Source organism: Desulfuromonas sp. KJ2020 (assembly GCF_024197615.1).
In the GTDB taxonomy this organism is placed as follows: Bacteria; Desulfobacterota; Desulfuromonadia; order Desulfuromonadales; family SZUA-540; genus SZUA-540.
On the sequence record NZ_JAKUKE010000001.1, the window covers coordinates 169,161 to 190,003 of the forward strand.

The window sequence follows — 20,843 nt, forward strand, 5'->3', positions numbered from 1 at the left end:
GTTAGACCGCACAGAAAAGTTGAACCCTTGAAGCGCTTTTTGATCTATTAGCCATATTTTTAGCGCGGGTTCGCAACGGCCACCGCGATGATTTCTTTAAACCTTGTGTTGAAATGTTTTTGCCCCCAAGAAGCAATCCGTCTTTTTCCCTTTTCGCTCAGTTCCCGACAGAGGCTATCATCTGTCCACAGCCGCCGGATACACTCGGCGATCTCCGTAGTCGAGTCAGGATTAAAATGCAGGGCAGCGCCGGCGGCCTGCTCCGGCATGCCGTATAGACCCGAAATCGCTACCGGACAACCAACAGAAAAAGCCTCCAGGGGAGGAACGTTCGTTGGGCCGTAATAGGTCGGCATCACCATGGCTCGTGCTCTACGGTAAAACTCGGGCATATCCTCCTCAGAAACATACCCGGCAAATATCACATCCCCTTCAAGGCCGAGCTCATGCACCAGCTTAATTATTGCCTCGTAGGCGTTCTGGCGGCCGCCGGACAACACCACCTTCAAGTCAGGCAGTTCGCTCTTCAGGCTGGCGACAGCCTTAAGTAAGTTACTGTGATTTTTGTGCCACCAGAACTGGGCAGGATAAAAGATATATTTATCCGGTAGGCGGTACTGTTCATCGAAGTCGGGGCGCACTCGGGTTGAGTGCATATAGCTGGGGGCGATGAAAGGTAAAGGGTGAACACGGTCCGGGGCAATATCATAGGCCTCGACCATCTGCTGGCGGCCCAACTCTGAGTCAACCAGAATACCTGTGGACCAACGGCAGTTATTCCGATTGATCCGATCTTTGTTGTAAAAATTCCACCAGGAGCCCGACTCTGGAAAACGTCTTTCATAGCGATACATCAGGTCATGAATACTGACCAAAGCCGAGACCGGATACTGGTAGCTGCGCTGATCATATGAGGGAAAAATCCAAAGATCGCAACCCTCCTTCAGCAGAGCCCTGGCAACAGGATGAAAATGTGGCGTCATTTGCCGCCACAGACCCATCGGCAGCCCCATAAGCGTCCAACCCAGGCCCGCAGCCCGCCCCCACTTCCCCAACGGAATCGGTACCGAGGCAACCTCGTACTTTTCAAGGTGAGGCAGCCATTGTTCAGAGGCATATCCCACCACGACCGAAAACCGGTCGGACGGCAGAGCAATCAATGCTTCGAGCATCGATTGAGCGATCTGAAATGTCCCGCCAAAATGGGGCTCTACCTCGAGATAAAGGCCAATTTTTTTCATTTCCATCCTTCAGGCTCAGCCGCGGCCTTCTGTCCGTTGGGCCACAAAACAGGCACCCCAGGTATCGAAACCCAAGGGGCGGTTTGTCATCCATTCAGCGTCCGCTAGCAGTGTCATTCCAGCCTCTTGCAAGAGTATTTCGATCTCCGTTCTAAACAGGTAGCGCAGGTGGTGTATCTCTCTGATTGCCTGCGTTTTACCGCTCGATTTCTCTCGCACGAGAATTTCATAATGCAGATCAACCACATTGGTATTGGCCTGCATGACCGGCTCCACGATCCGCGTCACGGCATACTCATCGTCCTCCAGACGTTTGACCCTGACCACCGGTCTGTCTGTCAGCACAGCCGGACCATACCAGCAGTCAAAAATAAAAACTCCCCCTGGCTTCAGGTGAGCTTTTGCCGTAGCAAAGGCTGATCGCAGATCGTCGTTACCCGTCTGGTAACTGATGACATGAAAAAGAGAGACAACTACATCATAGTGGCAATCCAGACGAATATGCCTGATATCGCCTTGATGGAAAACCGGGCAACGATAAGAGGATCGTTGCTCCTTTTCCGCCTTAATTGCCTGCTCGGTGGCTACCGCCAGCATGTCTTGCGAACGGTCAATGCCTGTCACTTCATATCCATTCCCAGCCAGCAGGAAGTCGTGTCGCCCTGTGCCGCAACCCAGGTCAAGCAGACCCCTGGCGCCGGGATGGTGTCGCTGGATCAACTCATGGACGAACCTTGCTTCCCCAGCATAGTCCTTGTCCTGGTAAAAGAGGTTGTAGTAACGGGAATAGCTACCAAACACGGCCATTTCGACACTCCTGCTCCAGGGAAAAATGTGTCACCATATCTCAAAAACCGACGGCCCCCTGCCGAACATCAGTTTCAGATAGAAATCACCTTCTCCATAGCCTCTACAACCACATCCATCTGCTCATCGGTCAACGCCAGCCCGCTGGGGATATAAAAACCGCGCCGGGCCAACCATTCGGCTATGGGGAATCGTTCATCTTTAAAAAGACCCATTTTTCTGAAAACCGGCTGCTCATGCATGGGCCAAAAAAAGGGACGGGTGCCAACGCCTTCCTTCCCCAGTCGGCGCATGGCCTCCTCCCCATCAAAAGGTATCCCGTCCTTCAGAACCACCCCGTACACCCAATAGATATTCTCTGCGTAATCGGTGCGGAGCGGCATCAAGGTCAAGCCTTCATGCCCGGCGAGCATTTCGGTATAGCGCCTGCCCATTTGCCTTTTACGGGCAACGAACTCATCGATTCTTTCCAACTGAGCGACCCCCAGGGCCGCCTGCATGTTGGTCATGCGATAGTTGAAGCCGAGGTCTTCATGGACAAAGCGTTTCTTCGCTTGAAAGCAGAGATTGCGCAGAGATCGACAACGCTCAGCCAGCGCATCGTCGTCGGTCAGCACCATCCCCCCCTCACCCGTAGTGATATGCTTGTTGGGATAAAAGCTGAAGGTGCTCAGATCACCAAAACTGCCACAGGCACGCCCCTTGTATTGCTGTCCATGCATTTGCGCGGCATCCTCGATGACCTTCAAGCCATATCGCGAGGCAAGCTCCAATACCGGATCCATGTCCACGGGCAACCCATAGATATGCACTACCATGATCGCCTTGATTCGCCGGTTATTGTTGCAGCCAATTTCGTTTTTGAGCTTGGCTTCAAGCTTTTCCAGATCGAAGTTCCATGTCACCGGGTCACTGTCGACCAGCACCGGCACTCCCCCCCGCCTTACGACGGCTGCGGCGCAGGAGAGGATGGTGAAAGCCGGCATTACCACCTCATCGCCCGGCTTCAAGTCCAGTGTGGAAAGAGCGACCTCCAGGGCCGCGGTGCCATTGCAGACTGCAATACCATGACGCCGTCCCGTCAGGGCCGCCATTTCTTTTTCAAAGCGAGCCACAAAAGGTCCCTCGGAGGAGATCCATCCCGTTTCGATACATTCAGTTAGATATTTTTTTTCGTTGCCATCGAGCAATGGCTCATTCACCGGAATCACACCTAAACCTCCAAAATCCGCCGCTGTCATGCAGTCATCGTTAGCTTTTCCCCTGATCAGTCGCGCATGAAAAGTTTCCCCAGGGTCGGGTTGAACTCATTCTGCAGGTCGAGATATTTGTAATAGACCTCTTTCCGAATATGCCACCGTTCCAACGCTACCGGTGAGAACTGGGTATCATACCGGTAATCAAAGCGCAGGTCGTAGGCCCAGACGTTGGGCACCACAAAATCCGGCTCCAGTTTTCGAGCCATGGCGATGGTTGCCTCATGGTCGACATTTTCCGCCCCGTCACCCCCAAGAAGCAGATAAGCAACGATCTTTATGCCCCATTTCTTGATCAGGGCCAATTTCTCCACAACATCGTCAAAGGTCTGATTTTTCTGATAGGAGGCAAGTACGTCATTGGACAGGCTCTCGATGCCGAGCTTGAGGTGGGTAATATTCATTCGCCTCATAAGTTCGAGTTTATTCTCATCGATGCCGTCCAGACGACAGTCGACCGCAAAGGAATAATTTTTGGGAATATCATGCTGTTCCAGCAGTTCCACCCGTTTTCTAAAAGCATTTTCAGAATAAATTCCGAAGTTCAGATCGTGAATGTACAGGCCACCGTGAGGCCGTGAAAGAATATCTCTGACCAGGGTTTCATCGGTCACAAACCGTACACCTTCACCCATTTTCCGATAAGACTGCCCAGCCACACAAAAACCACATTTCTCGAAACAACCAAAGGAGCTGAAGACGGCGTGGCACAGCTGCCCCGACGGTACCAGCCGACTGAAATTGGGCGTGATGTCGGTGGCGATCCTCCTGGCTGGAAGTGTCCCTTTCGGTCGATTCTGCAGGGCCTCCAGTACGCTATCCGAAGGTTCTCCGGCCAGGATGCAGTCAAAATCCGACACGAAGCGCTCATTATCCAGATAAAAGTAAGGGCCAATGCCGATGGTATAAATGCCTAGCTCACGCAACTTTCTGGAAAAATGAGCCGCAATAAACGGATTGCCCCAGTCTTTGGTCGGCACCAAAGGATCGGCGCCCATAATAATGACGACTTCAGGACTCATCGATAGGAGGTTCTCCATAACCTCGCCGTAAAGAGACCCCTTGCCGTCTACCGCATCGACATAGGTATCAAAGTTGTCAAAGAGATATCGTAAATTCCAGTGGATGTTGCTGGCAGTCGCATCCCCGTTATAAACACAATGCTCGACACCTTGATCCTCCAGAATGCGAGATAAGTAGCAGAGGCTTATCGGGGCCTTGTTGTTGTGACTACCCATAAAGCGGTAGAAAGGAGGATTAAAAAGAACGACCTTGGAATTCATAGTATGGCTCCACTATAGCATGGTGTGATTTTGCAGAAACAACGACTATCTACCTGCCTCGCTAGCGCTTCAAGCCCCGCGAGACCTGATAGTGATCCTGAACACCGGCGAAAGGCTGCTCTGCGGGCATGATGCCGTACTGCCAGTCCTGATAGAGCTTCTCCACCGCAAGGTTGTAATTGTTGTGGGACGGAACGCAATAAGCACAGGCGCTGCGCGACAGGGCCGTGCGTCTGGCGAGACTGTTCGACCAGACGGTGGCGAATTCACCTTTCAATTCGTCGAGGTTTTCGAATTTTGTCAGATGCCCGATGGCATCCTTGTGCGATCGCCGATACTGCGAACCCGGGTTGGCGGCATCCGAACAGGGATGCAATTCGCCGTAGGGTCCGATGGTGAGCATGCGGCCACGGATGGAAACCCAGCAGCGGGTAGGCGAGAGGTCTTGCGCCATCGACCTGTCGTTTGGACGCTGCAAATTGTCGTCCACCACCACATCAAGGGGAGAGAAAAACCCGGAACGAATCTTGTCCAGCAATTCGACAAAGGATGGGTCATCAGCCAGATTGGCCGCCTTGTACTCAGATTTTTCCCCGTAGCAGGTCTCAATTTCCTTGATATCACAAAAGTCCAAGCCGGTATTTCTGGCGCGTTCCAGAAAGGCTTCCAAGCTGGACGTATAGCTGGACACCAGGCAACTGGCGCCAATGCGTGTAGGACTCCCCACCCGGCGTTTGGCCGCAACGACGCGTTCAATATTCTCCCACAATGTTTCAAACAGCTCAGAGCGCCGGCCCTTGTACTGCGACCACTCCCAGGCATTGGCGGCGTCAATGCTGAAGCGGATTTTATTGAGACCTCGGACCAGAATCTCGCATTCTGCCTGCCCCCAACTTCCCGGGAAAATGCCGTTGGTGTAAAGGGAGATTTCTGCGTTCCTGCTACGCTCGCGAAGATGGGCAATTCCCGATAGCGTCAAGTCGGATAGCGACGGTTCGCCGCCGCCGCCGAAGCTGTAACTTTCCACCCCCATATCCAGAAAAACATCCTGAATCAACCGCAGCCTATCCGCCGTCAGGGGCTCACCAAGTTCAGGATAGCCGATGAAATGCCAGTCCCCGTTACTGTCCGGCTGACAGTTCGGACACGCCCTGCAGCGGAGATTGCAATGCAGGGCCGGGTGGAATTCCACCTGATTCGGTGGACAGACATCCCCTTGAAACAGCGAGATGAGCAGGGGAGCGTTTTCGGGGAGCAACTCCCGCCGCAGAAAACTGATCCGCCGGCGCAAGGGCGACTCAAAAGTCCAGGCGTCCTGAATCTCCCGAACATTTTTCATGATGCCGTACAGGCGGATCAGCTCCTGTCGGGCCAATTGCAATTCACCGGCCAGGTCTTCACTGGTTCGGGTCGGGTTCAGAAACAACTGCTCGGCCAGCCGCAAGACAAGCACCCAGTCCCGCTCGCTGACTTCCTGGGGCTTCGCCCTGCCTGACTCCGAGAGGGCCGCGCCAAAGCGGCTGATCGCTTTATCGAAAGAGCTCATCTTTCATTCTCCAATACAGTTATCTTCTTGATTACGGTAACGGACTTTCGCCCTCGACCTACCACACCTTTGGGTACGCCAGAGCCCTGGTCAGCATGACACCTGTCCGCCACAGAGGCTTAAAGATGAAACACGACCCATGCGCGGCAAACCAGTAGGCGGCCAGAGAAGCGACCACGGCGCCCATGCCGCCGTATCTGGGGATCAGCATCCAATTGAGGCCTACATTCAGCAGACAGCCTAAAGTCACGGTCAGCAGATAAAGACGGGTCCAGTTCATGGCGGTCAAAAAACCGCTTCGGGCCATCTCCAGACTGGTAAAGACATTCGACCAGATCAGTACCGAGAGCATCAACCCAGCGCGGGCGTAAGCCTCACCGAAGAGCGTGGAAACCAGCCAGGGAGCCACAAAGGTGACAGGCAGGGCTACGGCATAGGCCGAAAGAGCGGCCCAGTTATAAAGCCGCTGCAAGTGCCCAAAAAACATCTCGTCGCCAACGCCCCTCGCTTCCACTATGCCGGGGAAAAGCGACCAGTAAATGGCGGACGGGATGAAATACCACACCTCGGCCAGGCGCACAGCCACCGAATAGATGCCGACTTCCGAATCTCCCGCCATGTCGCCAAGCATGATCTGGTCGATGCGCAGGTAGATGACAATGACCACACTGGACAACATCAGGGGCCAACTGTCTTTAAGCAAAGCAGTCCCTTTTTTCAGCTGAACATTCCAGTGCAGGACACGGTTGCCCCGAACATGATAAGCCAGTATCAGACCGGACATACCCAGCATCACCTCGGCCGAAGCGATCCAGGCAAAGGCGACAAGAGGTGCGCCAACTAGAATAAGCACGACCTTCCCCAGAGAGCAGAGCAGAAAGGCGGCATTTTTGGCCAAGACCGCGTATTTGGCCTGCACCTGCGAGTGGAACCAGAATTCAATCACGTTGAAGGCTTGAAATACGGTGCCGATACCTATGATGGCGACCAACCCTTGACTCAGACCATCATTCGGGCGCAGGAAAAAAATGGTTCCCAGTGCGGCCAGCAGGGCGACAACACCACCGACCAGCTTCAAAGTGAAAGACGTACCGAGGATCGTCTCCTTGTCGGCAGACGTACGGACAATATCGCGCACGATAATGTCGTCGAGTCCCAGCGATGAAATGGACGAAAACAGGGCGACAAAAGCGACCGCGTAACTGAACAGACCAAACTGGGCCGGCCCCAGATAGCGGGCCAGCCAGATGCCAACCACCAGGGCAACCGCCATGCGCAGAAGGTTGTCCGCCAACTGCCAGCCGGCATTGCTGACCACGGCGGACGATGCTGCCTGTTGCAGCCCTGCAAGTCTCGACCGCACCACCTCCGGCAGAAATTGGCCCCATGTCCTGCTCATCGAAAGCTCACCGAAACACCTCGTCATAACGAAAAGACGGCGCATGAATATTCTGCTCGGTGACACCCAACTGGAGCAGAATCGATCTGAAGTGACCAACGCGTGGCGGGGAAGTGATCAGGATTGGGATATCGCCAGCTTCGACCCCCACCGGCAGCGACACAACGGGCGCCCCCAAAAAGCTGCCACCAACCCCTTCGTCATCCATCACCGAAGCCAGCTCCAAGCCGGCTTCCCTCAGCGAGAGATAGGCGATCTCCGTCAGGTCGTCCACGCCACAAAACGACACCCTGACCGCTCCTTGCTGCCGAAGTGAATCAAACAGAGCGAGGCTGTCCAGACGGGTGATGCGGTAGAGCTTGTTGAAATTGCTGAGATGCCGGTAGGCGAGATGACTCTTTTCCGCGAAACCTTTGGGCGTCAAGAGATAGGCGAAGCGGTTGCGGGGATAGGCCTTGACCTGCACGTAGCCCTTCTTCACCAGGGCTTTCAGGTAAGTATTAACCAAACCCAGGGCAATACCGAGACGGGCAGCGATTTCCCGCTGGGATATGGGCCTGCCTTCCTCCAGCTCAGCCATCAGCAACAGTGAACGGAGGGACTCGGAATTGTTCTTGGGATGTTTGTTCATACTGCGAACAATACGTCAAAAAAGGATGTATTTGCAAGCTAATTCAGGCAGATAAAGGAATATTGTTCACGGAATGAACAACTTGTTATGGGAAAAACCATGGAGAGGATAAAAAGCGGGCGGGGGACAAGCCCCCGCCCATGACAATCAATAGGACAACCCTTATGACTTAGGGAGTGTCTCTCAGCGTACCGGTTACATCTAGACCGGTTACATCGCCACTCAGGCTTAAAATGGCGTCGTACATCATTTCACGAGCAAACTTGCTGTTGTGCGCCCAGGAACCGCCATGGCCGTGGGTCTGGCCGTGCGGTGCGCCGTCTTCATAGGTGAAGACCTTCCAGGTGGTAGCAGCGTGGGCAACAGCAATACTCGGGAAGTACACCTGACGTTCCTGAATATATGCCATCAGTTCCTCTTCCTGGCTGGCATAATCGACGTTGGGATAGGTGCTGTCGAGCAGAGAATCGATCTTGGCCTGCAGAGTAGCGTTAAGCCCTACCTGCCCATCAGCAGCAACCATGGCGACCAAGATGGTATCCAGCAGACGCTCACTGAAGAGCTGGGTGCGCGCCTGTAGATCAACTGCATCAAAAGCCTGACCTTCTCCATGGCACCCGGCACAACTGAATTCAGGATTGGTCATCTTGTTGGTGGCTGCGTGGTTTTCATTGGTATTGTGAACATCATGGCAATCTACGCAACCGAACGGTGTGCCACCGTGAGTAAATCTACCACTGTAGCTTTCTCCGGGATACGTGGCTACCATGCCGGAATCGGCCCCCCAGAGGATAGCGAAGGAGGGAGCATAGTGCAGGTAAGAGATGTCGTAATTCCTTGTTCCGGCTTCCGCCTCGGTCAGGGTGGTCACATCGACACCAGGAGTACGACCTTTGTGACACTCGAAGCAGATCTGGTTTACACCGAGGTCAGCTACAGGCACCACAACACCGCCGCTGAGTTCAACAGCACCATCTACCAACGCATTGAAAGCGAACACATGATCTAAAGGGAACTCGCGTACCTGGGCAAACTCAGGTGCATTATTGAGACCAAACTCAGTATTGGGAATGGCCAGATCGTGGCAGGCGCGGCAGCTAAGAGTACCCCAACTCCAGGAATCATCAGGATCTACCCCCAGGGTTACAGCCGCATAGTTGTCACCCGTGTGGCAGGGAGCACAACCACTTTGACGGTAGGATACGGTGGTCTGATAGCTGTTATGGAAGTCGCCAAGGCCTTCCGCATAGCCGATGACCGGGTTATCAATGTTGTCGGCGCCTGCATAGGTGCCACCCACTTCGGCGAGCATCTTGCCGGCAGTGTGGGGGTCATGACAGGACGTACAAGCGTTGCGAGCGCCAGCGTTGACGTTGTAGCCCTTGATGGTGATATCCGTGTCCCCACCGGCGAAGTCAACCAGATGGCTGAGAATCTCGCCACCAAAGTGGGTATCGATCATAGTACGGCCATTGCCGCTGGCCCCATCATGATAGAAGGGGATATTGCTGAAATCGTACGTACCGCTGGTTGCGTCAATCAGATTGGCGGCACTGTAGGCATCGGAAAGCTCATACTCATAAATGAAACGGCCATTGTTGCCGGAACCGGTGTTGGTAGCGACGATGTCAACCATATGGCAAGCCGTACAGAGGTTGAATTCTGCCGAGAAGACCACCGTTGCTTCTTGGGTAGTAGTACCAGTATCACCCAGCATGAAGGCGGTAATGTCGCCATCGCCACGCAGATTGGCCTCATGGGGATTATGGCAAGTAGCGCAGGTTTTCTTCTGCACGCCGTCGATAGTATCAGAACCAACCGGCAGCAGGTAGGCATCAACCGTATCAGCGGTATAAGCAGTAGCCAGATCGGCCCTTGAGATCATGCGCTCCATAGCGAGCAGCTCAATGCCGCCCTCGTTACTATGACAAGCGCTGCAAAGCCCGCTACGGGCGTTTTGGCTGGCGTGTCGGCTAGTCTCAAAACGCTCGTAGATTTCAGGATAGAACGGATTGGCAGCCACCTGAGGATTATTGTGACACTCAAGGCAGGCGAGCCTCTCCCTTTTCACGGTATTCACACCTGCTGGGTCAGTCACGTCAGCCCACTCAGCGTGAAGCAGCTCGAGCGGTGCGTGACAGCTGGCGCAGGCAGGAATATCTCCCGCGATATGAAAGGTGGAAGCAAGAACCTCTTCGGTCTCCTCATGACAGACAGCACAGCGCTCGGCGGTCGGAATGGGATACGGGATGGTTTCTTGACCGTAGGTACCATGGTGGGCACTGCCGCCGCCATGACAATCTTCGCATTCATGCCTGATGACCAGGGCATTGGGCACTACGCCAACAAGGTCATTACCGGCAGACCAGATGGGATTGGTTTCGTTGTGGGTCACCAGACCGTGGCACTGCTTACAGCTGGAGCTGCCTACTTCAACAATCTCACCTTCGGGGCGGTCAACACTGGAGCCTCCCGAGCCGCTGCTGCCGCAACCCCAGAGCATCGCCGCGCTCAGCAGCATTGCCCCGTAAAATAGAATCTTCTTCGTTTGCATCTGTTACCTCCTGTGTGTTTGTGGGTGAAAAACCCCTCTTGCTCTTAGTGACACATTCTGCAGGTTTTGCCATTGCTGGCTCTGTCCAGGCGCCCCTTGCGATCATCCCAGTCTTTGCCATGGGGGTTGAAGCCGACGGCTCCGCCTTTGGCACTGTGGCAGTTGAGGCAGACATCACCCTGAGGATGACAAGCCTGGCAGGTGGCCAGATTTTTGCGCGCATCGCGGGCGTGATCGACAGACCAGGTATGGAAGTCCCTGACTACCGAATCACTGTTGTGACAGACAAAGCAGTCCGTATCAGCGGTTACCGTTTGGTGAATGACATCAATATCGCCACCGATACCTGAAATCCCGAATGCCTTGCTGTGCGACGGCCCGGTGCCAAGATCCACGTTGGAACGAAAATCGTTGTGGCAGTCGGAGCAGTAGTTGGGCTCATGGCAACTGGAGCACAGCTGTTGGTCGGTGCGAGCGGCGATGGGGTGGGTTACGTGAAAATCGCTGCGATGCACGTTGATCATGTTGTTGCCAAAATCACCCATTTCATCGGCGAAACCCGCAGTGTGGCAGTCCATGCAGTAGCTCTGCTGGTGGCAGGCGGCGCAGTCATAGGTGTTGCCCTTGGCAAAGGGGCGGTGGTTAAGGGCCCAGACGGGTCCGTGGGTTTTGAGGCCCGGCATCTTGACGGTGTCAACGAAATCCTGATCGTGACACTGCAGACAGGCCGTGGTCTCGGGAACGATGCTCTGCGCCCCCTCCACGTGGCAGGTGGCGCAATCCGTCCCTTCGATGTAGGTCAGATGCTCGGCGTGGTCGAAATCGACCGCCAATGCCGGTAGCGCCCACGCAAAGGTGACGGCCATAACGGCGATTAAACAGCGGATCATATCGTCACTCCTTTACTAAAAGAGGATGTTGAGGCGAACGCGGCCACGGTTGTAGTAGTCCCACAGATCACTCTCAACCCGCTCGATCTTGGCCTGCACGTTGACCTTCTTGGTGATGTAGCCGGTCACGTCAGCCCAATAGCGGGAGCTGGTGGTTTCGTCATCTTCGTCATCGATGCGGCGATCCAGAACATCGACCTCCAAACCAACACCAGCCTGAACGTAAGAATTGAACAGATAGGCGGCGCGGGCTTTGAAGCCCATGAGATCCTGGCCGTCTTCATCTTCGCGCACGACGCCAGTCAGATAACCGGAGAAATTGCGGGTACGGATTTTCTCAATACCGGCCTCGAAGACAGTGGCATCAGAGTAGTCGGGATAAATCTCACGGGTCAGACGCCCAAAAGTGTGAAGGCCCGTGGCAATACGGTAGGTCAGTTCAGCCATGATCTCTTCGTATTCAGCCACGGCAAAAACGGAGTAGATGGAAGTGGCGGAAAAGACCGGGAGGGAATAGAGATATTCAGCCCGCAGACCCCAGGTATTGTTAGGGCGATACTTAGCGCCCCCCAGGAAGTAAGAAATTCGATTAGAGAGGTAATCGAACTGCACTTCACCATAGAGGTTGAGCATGTTCTGGAAATCATAATCGACATCCAGCCCGATCAATTCTTTGGCCAGATCGCCGTTATCCCACTTCTGCACGTAGGACAGACCCAGGTCGAGACTGTCGAAGAAGCGGCCGCTGAGCTCGCCGCCGAACATGAGGTCGTCGGCGCTGTAGCCGCTGTAATAGGCGACATCGCCACCGCCGAACAGAGCCAGCTTGAGGGGACCGAGGTTGTCATAGTCGAGATAGAGACCGTCCATCATCGAGGCCCCGGCCGTGGTGGAGATGAACTGCCGACCGAACTTCAGATTCAGATCGTCGATCAGGTCCTTCTTTTCGAAATAGGCGTAATAAAGACGGCTCTCGATATCCACTTCGTCCTTGAAGTCATCGGCCAGGCGGCCGTAACCACGGAAGTCGAGTCCGTCTCCGTCAATGTCCCTGACATTGAGCATCAGGTACTGATAGGCCGGCATGGCGGTGTCGCCCTCGGCATCATCGTACCATTCGATCTCGGTGCTTGAGCGTCCCGAGATCGAGGCTGCCAGCGCATCGACCGCCGGCATCAGCGCCAGCAGCATCGCGGCCATGCAGACCGTCCATCGGTGCCATACTTTCATGTTGCCTCCTTAACATGATGGCTGTGAAGTAACCCCGGATAAAATCCGGCAACTCAATGAGGCCTGCCGCCAACCCCTCCCAAGGTCAGCATCAGGCCTTGCCTTCTTATGGTTCTCTTTTCGCTATCGCCTCCTTTGCTTCAGGTTGTGACAGGGGAAATCGCACTAAAACCAGGGAAAATACCCCAATGCTATTTGTCACCCAATTCATGAGTGAAATACCTTATCTGATATAATCAACAGCATTTTTCATACCATATAGAATCACTTCTCAGAAAATACCTCCACTTTTCATCATGTCAAGAAAAAGCCCTTCTTTTTGCGCCCCCAACATTAAAATCGCTTTTTAATATATAAAATAGCATGTTGCGATTAATGCCCTCATCACAGACATCTCAGTCAAATGGCGATAAGCCATCGCCATAAAGCCGAGCGAACCACTAGGGATTCATTAATCAGTATTTCCATATATGGTAACCTTTCGACATGGAGGTCATCAGATAGTCTCCTTCGAGGGAAAATGGTAGACTAACGACAATTATTCACCCCATGCCGACACCCCAGACACCCCAATCAGGAGCCCTGCCATGTCTGCCCACAAATTCAATCCGGCCAAGCTCGCCAAACTGAACCACCCCGACCGCTACCACCGTGAAAACCCGGAAGCGATCTGGAAAACGCTGAATCTGACGGATCCCCGGGTGATCGTCGATATCGGGGCCGGCACCGGTTTCTTTGCCATCCCCTTCAGCCGCCATATGCCTGAAGGCGTGGTGTATGCCTGCGATATCGCCGATGAGATGCTGGAATGGCTGGAGAAAAATCTCCCCGCCGAGCTGCAGGGACGGGTAATTCCCGTTAAAATGGAGGAGCGGAGCGTCCCGCTGGCGGCGGAGATGGCCGATCTGGTGTTCATGGTCAACCTGCATCATGAACTGGAAGACGCGGCCGCCATCCTGGTGGAGACCTGGCGCCTGCTCAAACCCGGCGGCAAGGTGGCCATCGTCGACTGGAAAGATGAGGCAACCGAGAGCGGCCCCCCTGTGGAGATTCGGGTCAGTGAATCACGCATCCGCCAACAACTGTCCGATGCCGGCTTCGGAGCAGTCAGGACGCATCGTGTCCTGCCCTGCCACCATTTTCTGGAGGCCCGTAAACCACCCAAACAACCTGACACCGAGGGAAAGGATTGACCATGACGAAAGAGAGACTTCTGGTGATTGGCGGCGACGCCGCCGGCATGAGCGCAGCTTCGAAGGTGCGGAGACAGAAGCCGAAAGCCGAGATTATCGTTTTTGAGCGCTCCCCCCATACCTCCTATTCGGCCTGCGGCATGCCCTATTACATTGGGGGCATGGTGGAAGAGGTCGATTCTCTGGTCGCCCGCACACCCGCCCAATTCCGCGAAAAGTACAACATCGATGCGCGGGTGGAGCATGAAGTGCTTGAAATCGACCCGGCCCAGGCGAAGCTGCGGGTGCTGAACCGCGAGAGTCGCACGGAAAGCTGGGAAAGCTACGATCAATTGCTCATCGCCACCGGCGCCGTGCCTTTCTGCCCCGAGATGGCCAACGCCCATGCGCAGGGGATATTCGGGCTTTCCACCCTGCAAAGCGGCATCCGGGTGCGGGAATTTCTCGACCAGGAGCAGCCCAAACAGGCGGTGGTGGTCGGCGGCGGCTATATCGGACTGGAGATGGCGGAGGCGCTGGTGCGGCGAGGGATGAAAGTCTCGCTGATCCAGAAGGGGGAACAGGTCATGGAGACCCTCGACCCCGACATGGGCGCGCTGGTTTCGGAGGCGCTGCGGGAAATCGGCGTCACCCTGTATCTGGAGGAGACGTTGCAGGGTTTCGAAGCGCAGGATGGCCGGGTGACCGCAGTGATCACCGGTCAGCGCACTTTACCGGCCGACTGCGTTATCCTCGGCATGGGAACCAGCCCCAACAGCCACCTGGCCGCCGAGGCCGGTCTGGCCCTGGGAGTGAAGGGAGCCATCAAGGTGAACGCCCGCATGCAGACCGACCGGGACGGGATCTGGGCAGCGGGGGATTGCGTGGAGTCGATGAATCGGGTGAGCGGCCGCCCCATGCACATAGCCCTGGGGACCGTGGCCAACAAGCAGGGGGTGGTGGCCGGCACCAATATCGCTGGCGGTTATGCCACCTTTTCGGGCGTGCTCGGAACAGCGGTCAGCAAAATCTGTCAATATGAGGTGGCGCGTACCGGACTGCTGGAGAGGGAATTGCCTGCACTGGGACTGGAGGCGGTCACCGCCACCATCCGCAGCCGCACCAGGGCCGGCTATTATCCCGGTGCCGGGCGTATCACGGTCAAGCTGCTGGCGGAGAAGGGAAGCGGCCGCCTCTTGGGTGGTCAGATTGTCGGGCTGGAAGGAGCGGCCAAGCGTATCGACATCCTGGCGACGGCGCTCTATGCCGGCTTGCGGGTGCAGGATATCGTCGATCTCGACCTGAGCTACGCCCCGCCCTTTTCGCCGGTATGGGACCCGGTGCAGACGGCGGCCCGGCAGCTGTTATCGCAGGTGTAGGAACATCAAGGGCTCATCACCACGAAGACACCAGGGCACCAAGAAGGTCTGGTTTAGGGATAAAAACCCTAATCTGGCTTCCTTTGAGATTGAGGAATTTCTTGGTGTCTTCGTGTCTTCGTGGTGAAAAAGCTCTTGGACGTTAAAGAAAACCGAACTTCTTCATGCGGTAGCGGAAAGCATCGATGCCCAGGTGCAGCAGCTTGGCCGCCTTGGACTGGTTTCCTTCCACCACCTCCAGGGCCTGACGGATGAGCTCGCGCTCGACTTCTTCGATATCCACCCCTTCCGGCGGAATGCGAAAATTCATGGGGCCACTGCTGGTGGTGGCTTTGGCGACAATTTCCTGGGGGAGGTGTTCGAGCAGCAGCGTTTCGTCGTTTTCGAGAATGATCGCCCGCTCGATGACGTTCTTGAGTTCCCGGATATTGCCCGGCCAGCCGTATTCGAGCAAAAACTTCTCGGCCATTTTGGAAATCCCCTTGACGCTCTTGCCGAACTCCCGATTGAAGTGAGAGACGAAATGCTCCGTCAGCGGGATGATGTCGTCCTTGCGCTCGCGCAGGGCCGGCAGATAGATGGGGATGACCTGAATGCGGTAGTAAAGATCGTTGCGGAACGCACCCTCTTCGATGGCTTTGAGCAGATCCTTGTTGGTCGCGGATATAATGCGCACATCGACACGGATATCCTTGGTGCCGCCCACCCGGCGGAAGGAGCGCTCTTCCAGCACCCGCAACAGCTTGGCCTGCATCCCCGGCTCCATGTCACCGATCTCGTCAAGGAAGATGGTGCCGCCATCGGCCAGCTCGAAAAGTCCCTTCTTGAGCATCTTGGCGTCGGTAAAGGCGCCCTTCTCATGCCCCATCAACTCGCTTTCCAGCAGGGTTTCGGGAACGGCGGCGCAGTTGATGGCCATAAAAGGCTTGTCAGCGCGAGCACTCTCGTAGTGAATGGCTTTGGCGATCAGCTCCTTGCCCGTACCGCTTTCGCCCTGGATAAGAACGGTGCTGGCGTCGCTGCGAGCGATCTTCTCGACCATGGCCAGCACGTTTTTCATATGGCGGCTGCTGCCGATAATCTGGCTGACGCCGAACTTGTGAGAGTGCACCGTGCGCAGATTGGCGACTTCTTTCTTGAGGTCGCCGGTTTCGAGGGCCTTGTTGATGACGATGGCCAGCTCATCGAGATTGAAAGGCTTGTTGACGTAATCGAACGCGCCCATGCGCATGGCCTGCACAGCCGTTTCGAGAACTCCGAGAGCCGTCACCATAATGACGATAATCTCGTCGTCGATCTCCTTGACCTTCTGCAGCACGTCCAGACCGTTGATGCCGGGCAGCTGGATATCGAGTAGAATGAGGTCGGGCGCCTCTTCCTGCACGGCCTTGATGGCCTCCTCGCCGGAAGCGGCCGTACCCACGTCATACCCCTGCTTGCGCAGGTTCTGCTCAAGCGACCAGCGGATCAGATGTTCGTCGTCAACAACCAGAATCTTATACTTGCGCACTTTCGACTCCTTCCACCCCTAACGCCTGCCCCGCTGTTACAGGCAATTCAATCGTAAATGTCGTCCCCTCCCCCAATCGGCTTTCGACGCTGAGCGTCCCCTGGTGCTGTTCCAGGAGCTGCTTGCAGATGGGCAAACCCAAGCCGGTGCCCTGGGTCTTGGTGGTATAAAAGGGAGCAAAGATCTTGTCGAGTTCTTCCGGGGGAATCCCCTTGCCCGTATCGGAAATCTTCAGCTGCACCATATATTGCCCACGCCGCTCCACCGCGGTGGTACTCAGATGGAGAGATCCTCCCGCCTGCATGGCCTGAATGGCATTGATGCTGATGTTGAGCACCACCTGCTGAATCTGCTTGGCATCGGCCCATACCGGCGGCAAGTCGCGAGCCAGGTCTTTGCGCCGATGGATATTGCGGGCTTCCGGGTGCTGAGAGACAAAAAAGAGCGTCTTTTTGACCAGATCGTTCAGATCGAGGTACGCGAATTCCGGCTTCCCAGGCTTACCGAAAACCAGCAGATCGGTGGCGGTCTTGTCGAGACGACGAATCTGTTCGAGAATCTGTCGAAAGATGTCGCGACGTGGATCGTCCTCGGGAAAATCATCGGCCATAACCGAAATGGCACTGCTGATGCCGGCCAGAGGATTCTTGACCTCGTGGGCGACGCCCGTGGCCATTTCACCGAGAGAGGCCAGGCGATCCGCCCTTTCCATCTGCTGAAAATGATACTTTTCGAGCTGCTTTCGCGCCTGCTGCAGATTCTCCACCATCGAATTGAAACTGCTGCTGACCCGCGCCATCTCGTCATTGCCCTCGGGGGTCAGGCGGACACTCAAGTCGCCGTTCTCGACCTGGGCCATCTTGTCCATGAGCATCAGAATGGGTCGCTTGACAAAACGGATGAGAATGACGGCACTGCCGACGGAGAGGAGCAGGAGAATGATGCCGGTGGTGGCGGCAAAAAACTCGGTCGATTCCTTCAGGCGCTCCGTGGATGGCGACAGGGAAAAATTGAGGCTCAGCAAGCCGATAATCTCGTCCTGCCTCTGCTCATGGCAGCGATAGCAGACCTGCTGGGAGCGGATAGGGCGCACCATGCCCAGGACCTCTTCGCCATTCACCTCGAAGGTGGCTGCAGAGCTTTTATTTCGGTAAAGCGCTAACTCTCTCGGATTGACTCGCGTACCGATCTCGTCTGGCTGAGCGGATTTGATGATCGTGCCGTCAGGTTCAAAAATGCGGACACGCACAATGCGACTGCCGCGGCCAACATTTTCCAGAGTCGCCTGCACATCATCGCTGTTGCCAACGCGCATGGCATTGAAAATGGCGTTTTCGATAGTCGTCAGCAGAAGCTCGGCGCTCTCTTCGGCGGACATTTCCATGTCCTGGTGATCCCGCTGTATGTGCATCAGGGAAAAAGCGGCCACCCCGATAGACAACAGCAGGATATTGAGCAGGATCACGCGACTGATAAGGCTTTTGAACAACAGCAGGCCCCCCTGGCAGACCAAGAAAGTACGGATACAGAGAAGCCGATCAGGCCTTTTTCTGCAGAACCCGCTGGGCGGCTTCCACCAGATGGGCGGGTGTCAGTCCGTAATGGGCCAGCAGATCTTCCGCCGTGCCCGACTGGCCAAAGACGTCGCGCAGTCCGACCCGTTCTACCGGCACGGGGTGGCTTTCACAGAGAGCCTCGCAAACGGCGCCGGCCAATCCGCCGATCACCGAATGTTCCTCTGCCGTCACCACCGCCCCGGTCTCACGGGCGGCCTTCACCACGAGATCAGTGTCGAAGGGTTTGATGCTGCCCAGGTGAAGCACCCGCGCCTGTACGCCGCCTTCGGCGAGAATAGCGGCCGCTTCCAGCGCCTGCGCCGTCATCAGGCCGGTGGTGATGAAGGTCAGGTCGCTGCCGTCACGCAGGACATGCCCCTTGCCGATAGTAAAGTCGCAGCCGTGTTCGAAGACGACCGGGACCTTAGAGCGGCCCAGGCGCACGTAGACGGGTCCTTCATATGCCGCGACAGCCCGGATGGCAGCTTCGGTTTCGGGACCGTCGGCGGGGCACAGTACGGTCATATGGGGCAGCGCCCGCATGATGGCCAGATCTTCCACCGACTGGTGCGAGCCGCCGTCCTCACCCACGGTAATGCCACCATGGGTGGCGACGATCTTGACGTTGAGTTTGGCGTAAGCCACGGACTGGCGGATCTGCTCGAAGGCGCGGCCGGCGGCAAAAACAGCGAAAGTGGAAGCAAAGGGAATCATCCCCCCCGCGGCCAGGCCAGCGGCCATGCCGACCATGTTCGCCTCGGCGATGCCGGCATTGAAGAAGCGTTCAGGAAACTCTTTGGCAAACAGAGCGGTTTTTGTCGATCCCGACAGGTCGGCATCCAGCGCCACGATACGGGTATTTTCACGGCCGAGTTCGACCAGGGCTTTGCCATAGGCATCTCTTGTTGCGATCATCTCGCTCACGGTATCCTCATCACTTTGGTTTATATACTTAAAAATTGTCGGATTACAGTTGTTTGAGCGCCTCGGCCAACTCGGTGTCACTGGGCGGCACGCCATGATAGCTGGCCTTGTGCTCGAAGAAGGAAACGCCCTTGCCCTTCACCGTGCGGGCGACAATCATGGTGGGACGGCCCTTGGTCTTTTCGGCGTCGGCCAGAGCCAGGCAGATGGCGCGGATATCGTGCCCATCGACCTCAAGAACGTGCCAGTTGAAGGCAAGGAATTTAGGGCCCAGCGGACCGACGTTCATCACCTTGGCCACTTCGCCGTCAATCTGCAGTCCGTTCTGGTCGACGAAGACGCAGAGATTGTCGAGTTGGTAATGGGCTGCGGCCATGGCGGCTTCCCATACCTGTCCTTCCTGCACCTCCCCGTCGCCCAGCAGGCAGTAGATGCGGCTGTCGGGCTTGCGAAGACGGGCCGCCAGCGCCAGACCGACGGCCTGGGAAAAGCCTTGGGCCAAAGAACCGGTGCAGACCTCGACCCCCGGCGTTTTGTTCATGTCGGGATGTCCCTGCAGATGGCTGCCCAGGCGGCGCAGTCCCTTGAGGTCGTCGCGAGAAAAATAGCCCGCTTCGGCCAGACAGGCGTACAGGGCCGGGGCGGCATGGCCCTTGGAGAGGACAAAGCGGTCGCGATCCTCCCAGGCGGGATTACTGGGATCGTGGCGCATCTTGTGGAAGAAGAGGACGGTGAGCACATCGATGGCGGAAAGGCTGCCACCCGTATGGCCGGACTTGGCCGAGTTCAGCATCTTGAGAATTTCAACACGGAGATCGCGGGCTGTTCGCTCCAACTCCTGCACAGTCTGGTCAGTCAACATCAGGCGGGTGCTCCCTTTCACAAACGTGCCCGCACAGCGGCGGGCAGATGGATTAGCGGGTTTTCTTGTCGTCGCCGACAAGGTAGGAAAAAATCAGATCATCGAGACTTTCCGCCGAGGCAGCGGAAGTCGGCGTGGCTTGGGAAGACGGCGAAGAAGACTTTTTGGTGGCCGTAGCCGCAACGGGGGCCTTCTTGGGCGGCGCTGGCGGACTCGGGGCGGCGGCAGGCGCCGAGGCCTTTGTGCTCTGGGAAACGGCCGAAGCGACGGGCTTCCCGCCAAAGAGAACGGCGTCGAGTTCCCCGTCTTTTAGGCGGCGAAGCATCTCCCGATGCTGCGTTTTCATACGGCTTTCGACGACGGCTTCAAGATTCCCGGTGTCGAGGATATCGGCATAGGACGTTTTCTGCGAAGCCAGGATGGTTCCGCCCTTGTAAAGCAGGGTGACGATATGGGGACTCTTCAGACCGCCGTCTTCGGTTTGAACATGGTAAACCTCGTTTTTATAACGGAAATTGTGGTTGAAACCAACGACCATGCCGTCCCTCTCATCATCCTGTAATAATCATTGCGAAACTAGCATACTCCGCCAAATGGCGCAAC

General features: G+C 55.9%; 17 protein-coding genes. 2 read left to right on the plus strand and 15 right to left on the minus strand.

Translation table 11 applies throughout. The features are described 5' to 3' along the window. Positions 1-59: 59 nt before the first annotated feature. From MJO47_RS00805 to MJO47_RS00850, 10 genes are all read right to left on the minus strand, one after another. A complete protein-coding gene (locus tag MJO47_RS00805) occupies positions 60-1,241 on the minus strand; it encodes a glycosyltransferase family 1 protein (RefSeq protein WP_253959219.1) in 1,182 nt (393 codons plus the stop codon). Positions 1,242-1,256: 15 nt separating this feature from the next. Next, positions 1,257-2,048, minus strand: coding sequence for a class I SAM-dependent methyltransferase (locus MJO47_RS00810; protein WP_253959220.1), 792 nt, complete (start codon positions 2,046-2,048; stop codon positions 1,257-1,259). A 74-nt stretch (positions 2,049-2,122) separates the two neighbouring features. Then, positions 2,123-3,289, minus strand: a complete 1,167-nt coding sequence (locus MJO47_RS00815) for a DegT/DnrJ/EryC1/StrS aminotransferase family protein (RefSeq protein WP_305882381.1) — start codon at positions 3,287-3,289, stop codon at positions 2,123-2,125. 26 nt (positions 3,290-3,315) lie between these two features. Continuing rightward, positions 3,316-4,587, minus strand: coding sequence for a radical SAM protein (locus tag MJO47_RS00820; protein WP_253959222.1), 1,272 nt, complete (start codon positions 4,585-4,587; stop codon positions 3,316-3,318). A 61-nt stretch (positions 4,588-4,648) separates the two neighbouring features. Then, the gene (locus tag MJO47_RS00825) at positions 4,649-6,133 is read right to left on the minus strand and encodes a hypothetical protein (protein WP_253959223.1); all 1,485 of its coding nucleotides are present in this window, start codon (positions 6,131-6,133) and stop codon (positions 4,649-4,651) included. Positions 6,134-6,191: 58 nt separating this feature from the next. Beyond that, complete coding sequence (locus MJO47_RS00830) at positions 6,192-7,532, minus strand: flippase (protein WP_253959224.1); 1,341 nt, start codon at positions 7,530-7,532, stop codon at positions 6,192-6,194. 7 nt (positions 7,533-7,539) lie between these two features. Continuing rightward, complete coding sequence (locus MJO47_RS00835) at positions 7,540-8,163, minus strand: winged helix-turn-helix transcriptional regulator (protein WP_253959225.1); 624 nt, start codon at positions 8,161-8,163, stop codon at positions 7,540-7,542. A gap of 169 nt (positions 8,164-8,332) precedes the next feature. After that, positions 8,333-10,717, minus strand: coding sequence for a cytochrome c3 family protein (locus MJO47_RS00840; RefSeq protein WP_253959226.1), 2,385 nt, complete (start codon positions 10,715-10,717; stop codon positions 8,333-8,335). Between the two features lie 44 nt (positions 10,718-10,761). Continuing rightward, entirely contained in the window at positions 10,762-11,607 is an 846-nt protein-coding gene (locus MJO47_RS00845) for a cytochrome c3 family protein (protein ID WP_253959227.1), read from the minus strand. Positions 11,608-11,622: 15 nt separating this feature from the next. Next, positions 11,623-12,837: a hypothetical protein gene (locus tag MJO47_RS00850; protein ID WP_253959228.1), complete on the minus strand. Its 1,215-nt coding sequence runs from the start codon at positions 12,835-12,837 to the stop codon at positions 11,623-11,625. Between the two features lie 587 nt (positions 12,838-13,424). Between MJO47_RS00850 and MJO47_RS00855 the strand changes: the two genes are divergently transcribed. Next, positions 13,425-14,030: a class I SAM-dependent methyltransferase gene (locus MJO47_RS00855; RefSeq protein ID WP_253959229.1), complete on the plus strand. Its 606-nt coding sequence runs from the start codon at positions 13,425-13,427 to the stop codon at positions 14,028-14,030. Between the two features lie 2 nt (positions 14,031-14,032). Further along, the gene (locus MJO47_RS00860; RefSeq protein ID WP_253959230.1) at positions 14,033-15,388 is read left to right on the plus strand and encodes an FAD-dependent oxidoreductase; all 1,356 of its coding nucleotides are present in this window, start codon (positions 14,033-14,035) and stop codon (positions 15,386-15,388) included. A 142-nt stretch (positions 15,389-15,530) separates the two neighbouring features. On the opposite strand, the gene MJO47_RS00865 is transcribed toward MJO47_RS00860, so the two are convergent. From MJO47_RS00865 to MJO47_RS00885, 5 genes are read right to left on the minus strand one after another with little or no spacing between them, the layout of a single operon-like run. Beyond that, entirely contained in the window at positions 15,531-16,898 is a 1,368-nt protein-coding gene (locus MJO47_RS00865; RefSeq protein WP_253959231.1) for a sigma 54-interacting transcriptional regulator, read from the minus strand. Further along, positions 16,885-18,387, minus strand: coding sequence for a PAS domain-containing sensor histidine kinase (locus MJO47_RS00870; protein WP_253959232.1), 1,503 nt, complete (start codon positions 18,385-18,387; stop codon positions 16,885-16,887). The genes MJO47_RS00865 and MJO47_RS00870 overlap by 14 nt, the downstream gene beginning before the upstream one ends. Positions 18,388-18,436: 49 nt before the next feature. Further along, positions 18,437-19,369: a transketolase family protein gene (locus tag MJO47_RS00875; protein WP_253959233.1), complete on the minus strand. Its 933-nt coding sequence runs from the start codon at positions 19,367-19,369 to the stop codon at positions 18,437-18,439. A 52-nt stretch (positions 19,370-19,421) separates the two neighbouring features. Beyond that, on the minus strand, positions 19,422-20,240 hold the full coding sequence (locus tag MJO47_RS00880) for a transketolase (protein WP_253959234.1): 819 nt from the start codon (positions 20,238-20,240) through the stop codon (positions 19,422-19,424). A 52-nt stretch (positions 20,241-20,292) separates the two neighbouring features. Next, the gene (locus tag MJO47_RS00885) at positions 20,293-20,778 is read right to left on the minus strand and encodes a hypothetical protein (protein ID WP_253959235.1); all 486 of its coding nucleotides are present in this window, start codon (positions 20,776-20,778) and stop codon (positions 20,293-20,295) included. Positions 20,779-20,843 lie beyond the last annotated feature (65 nt).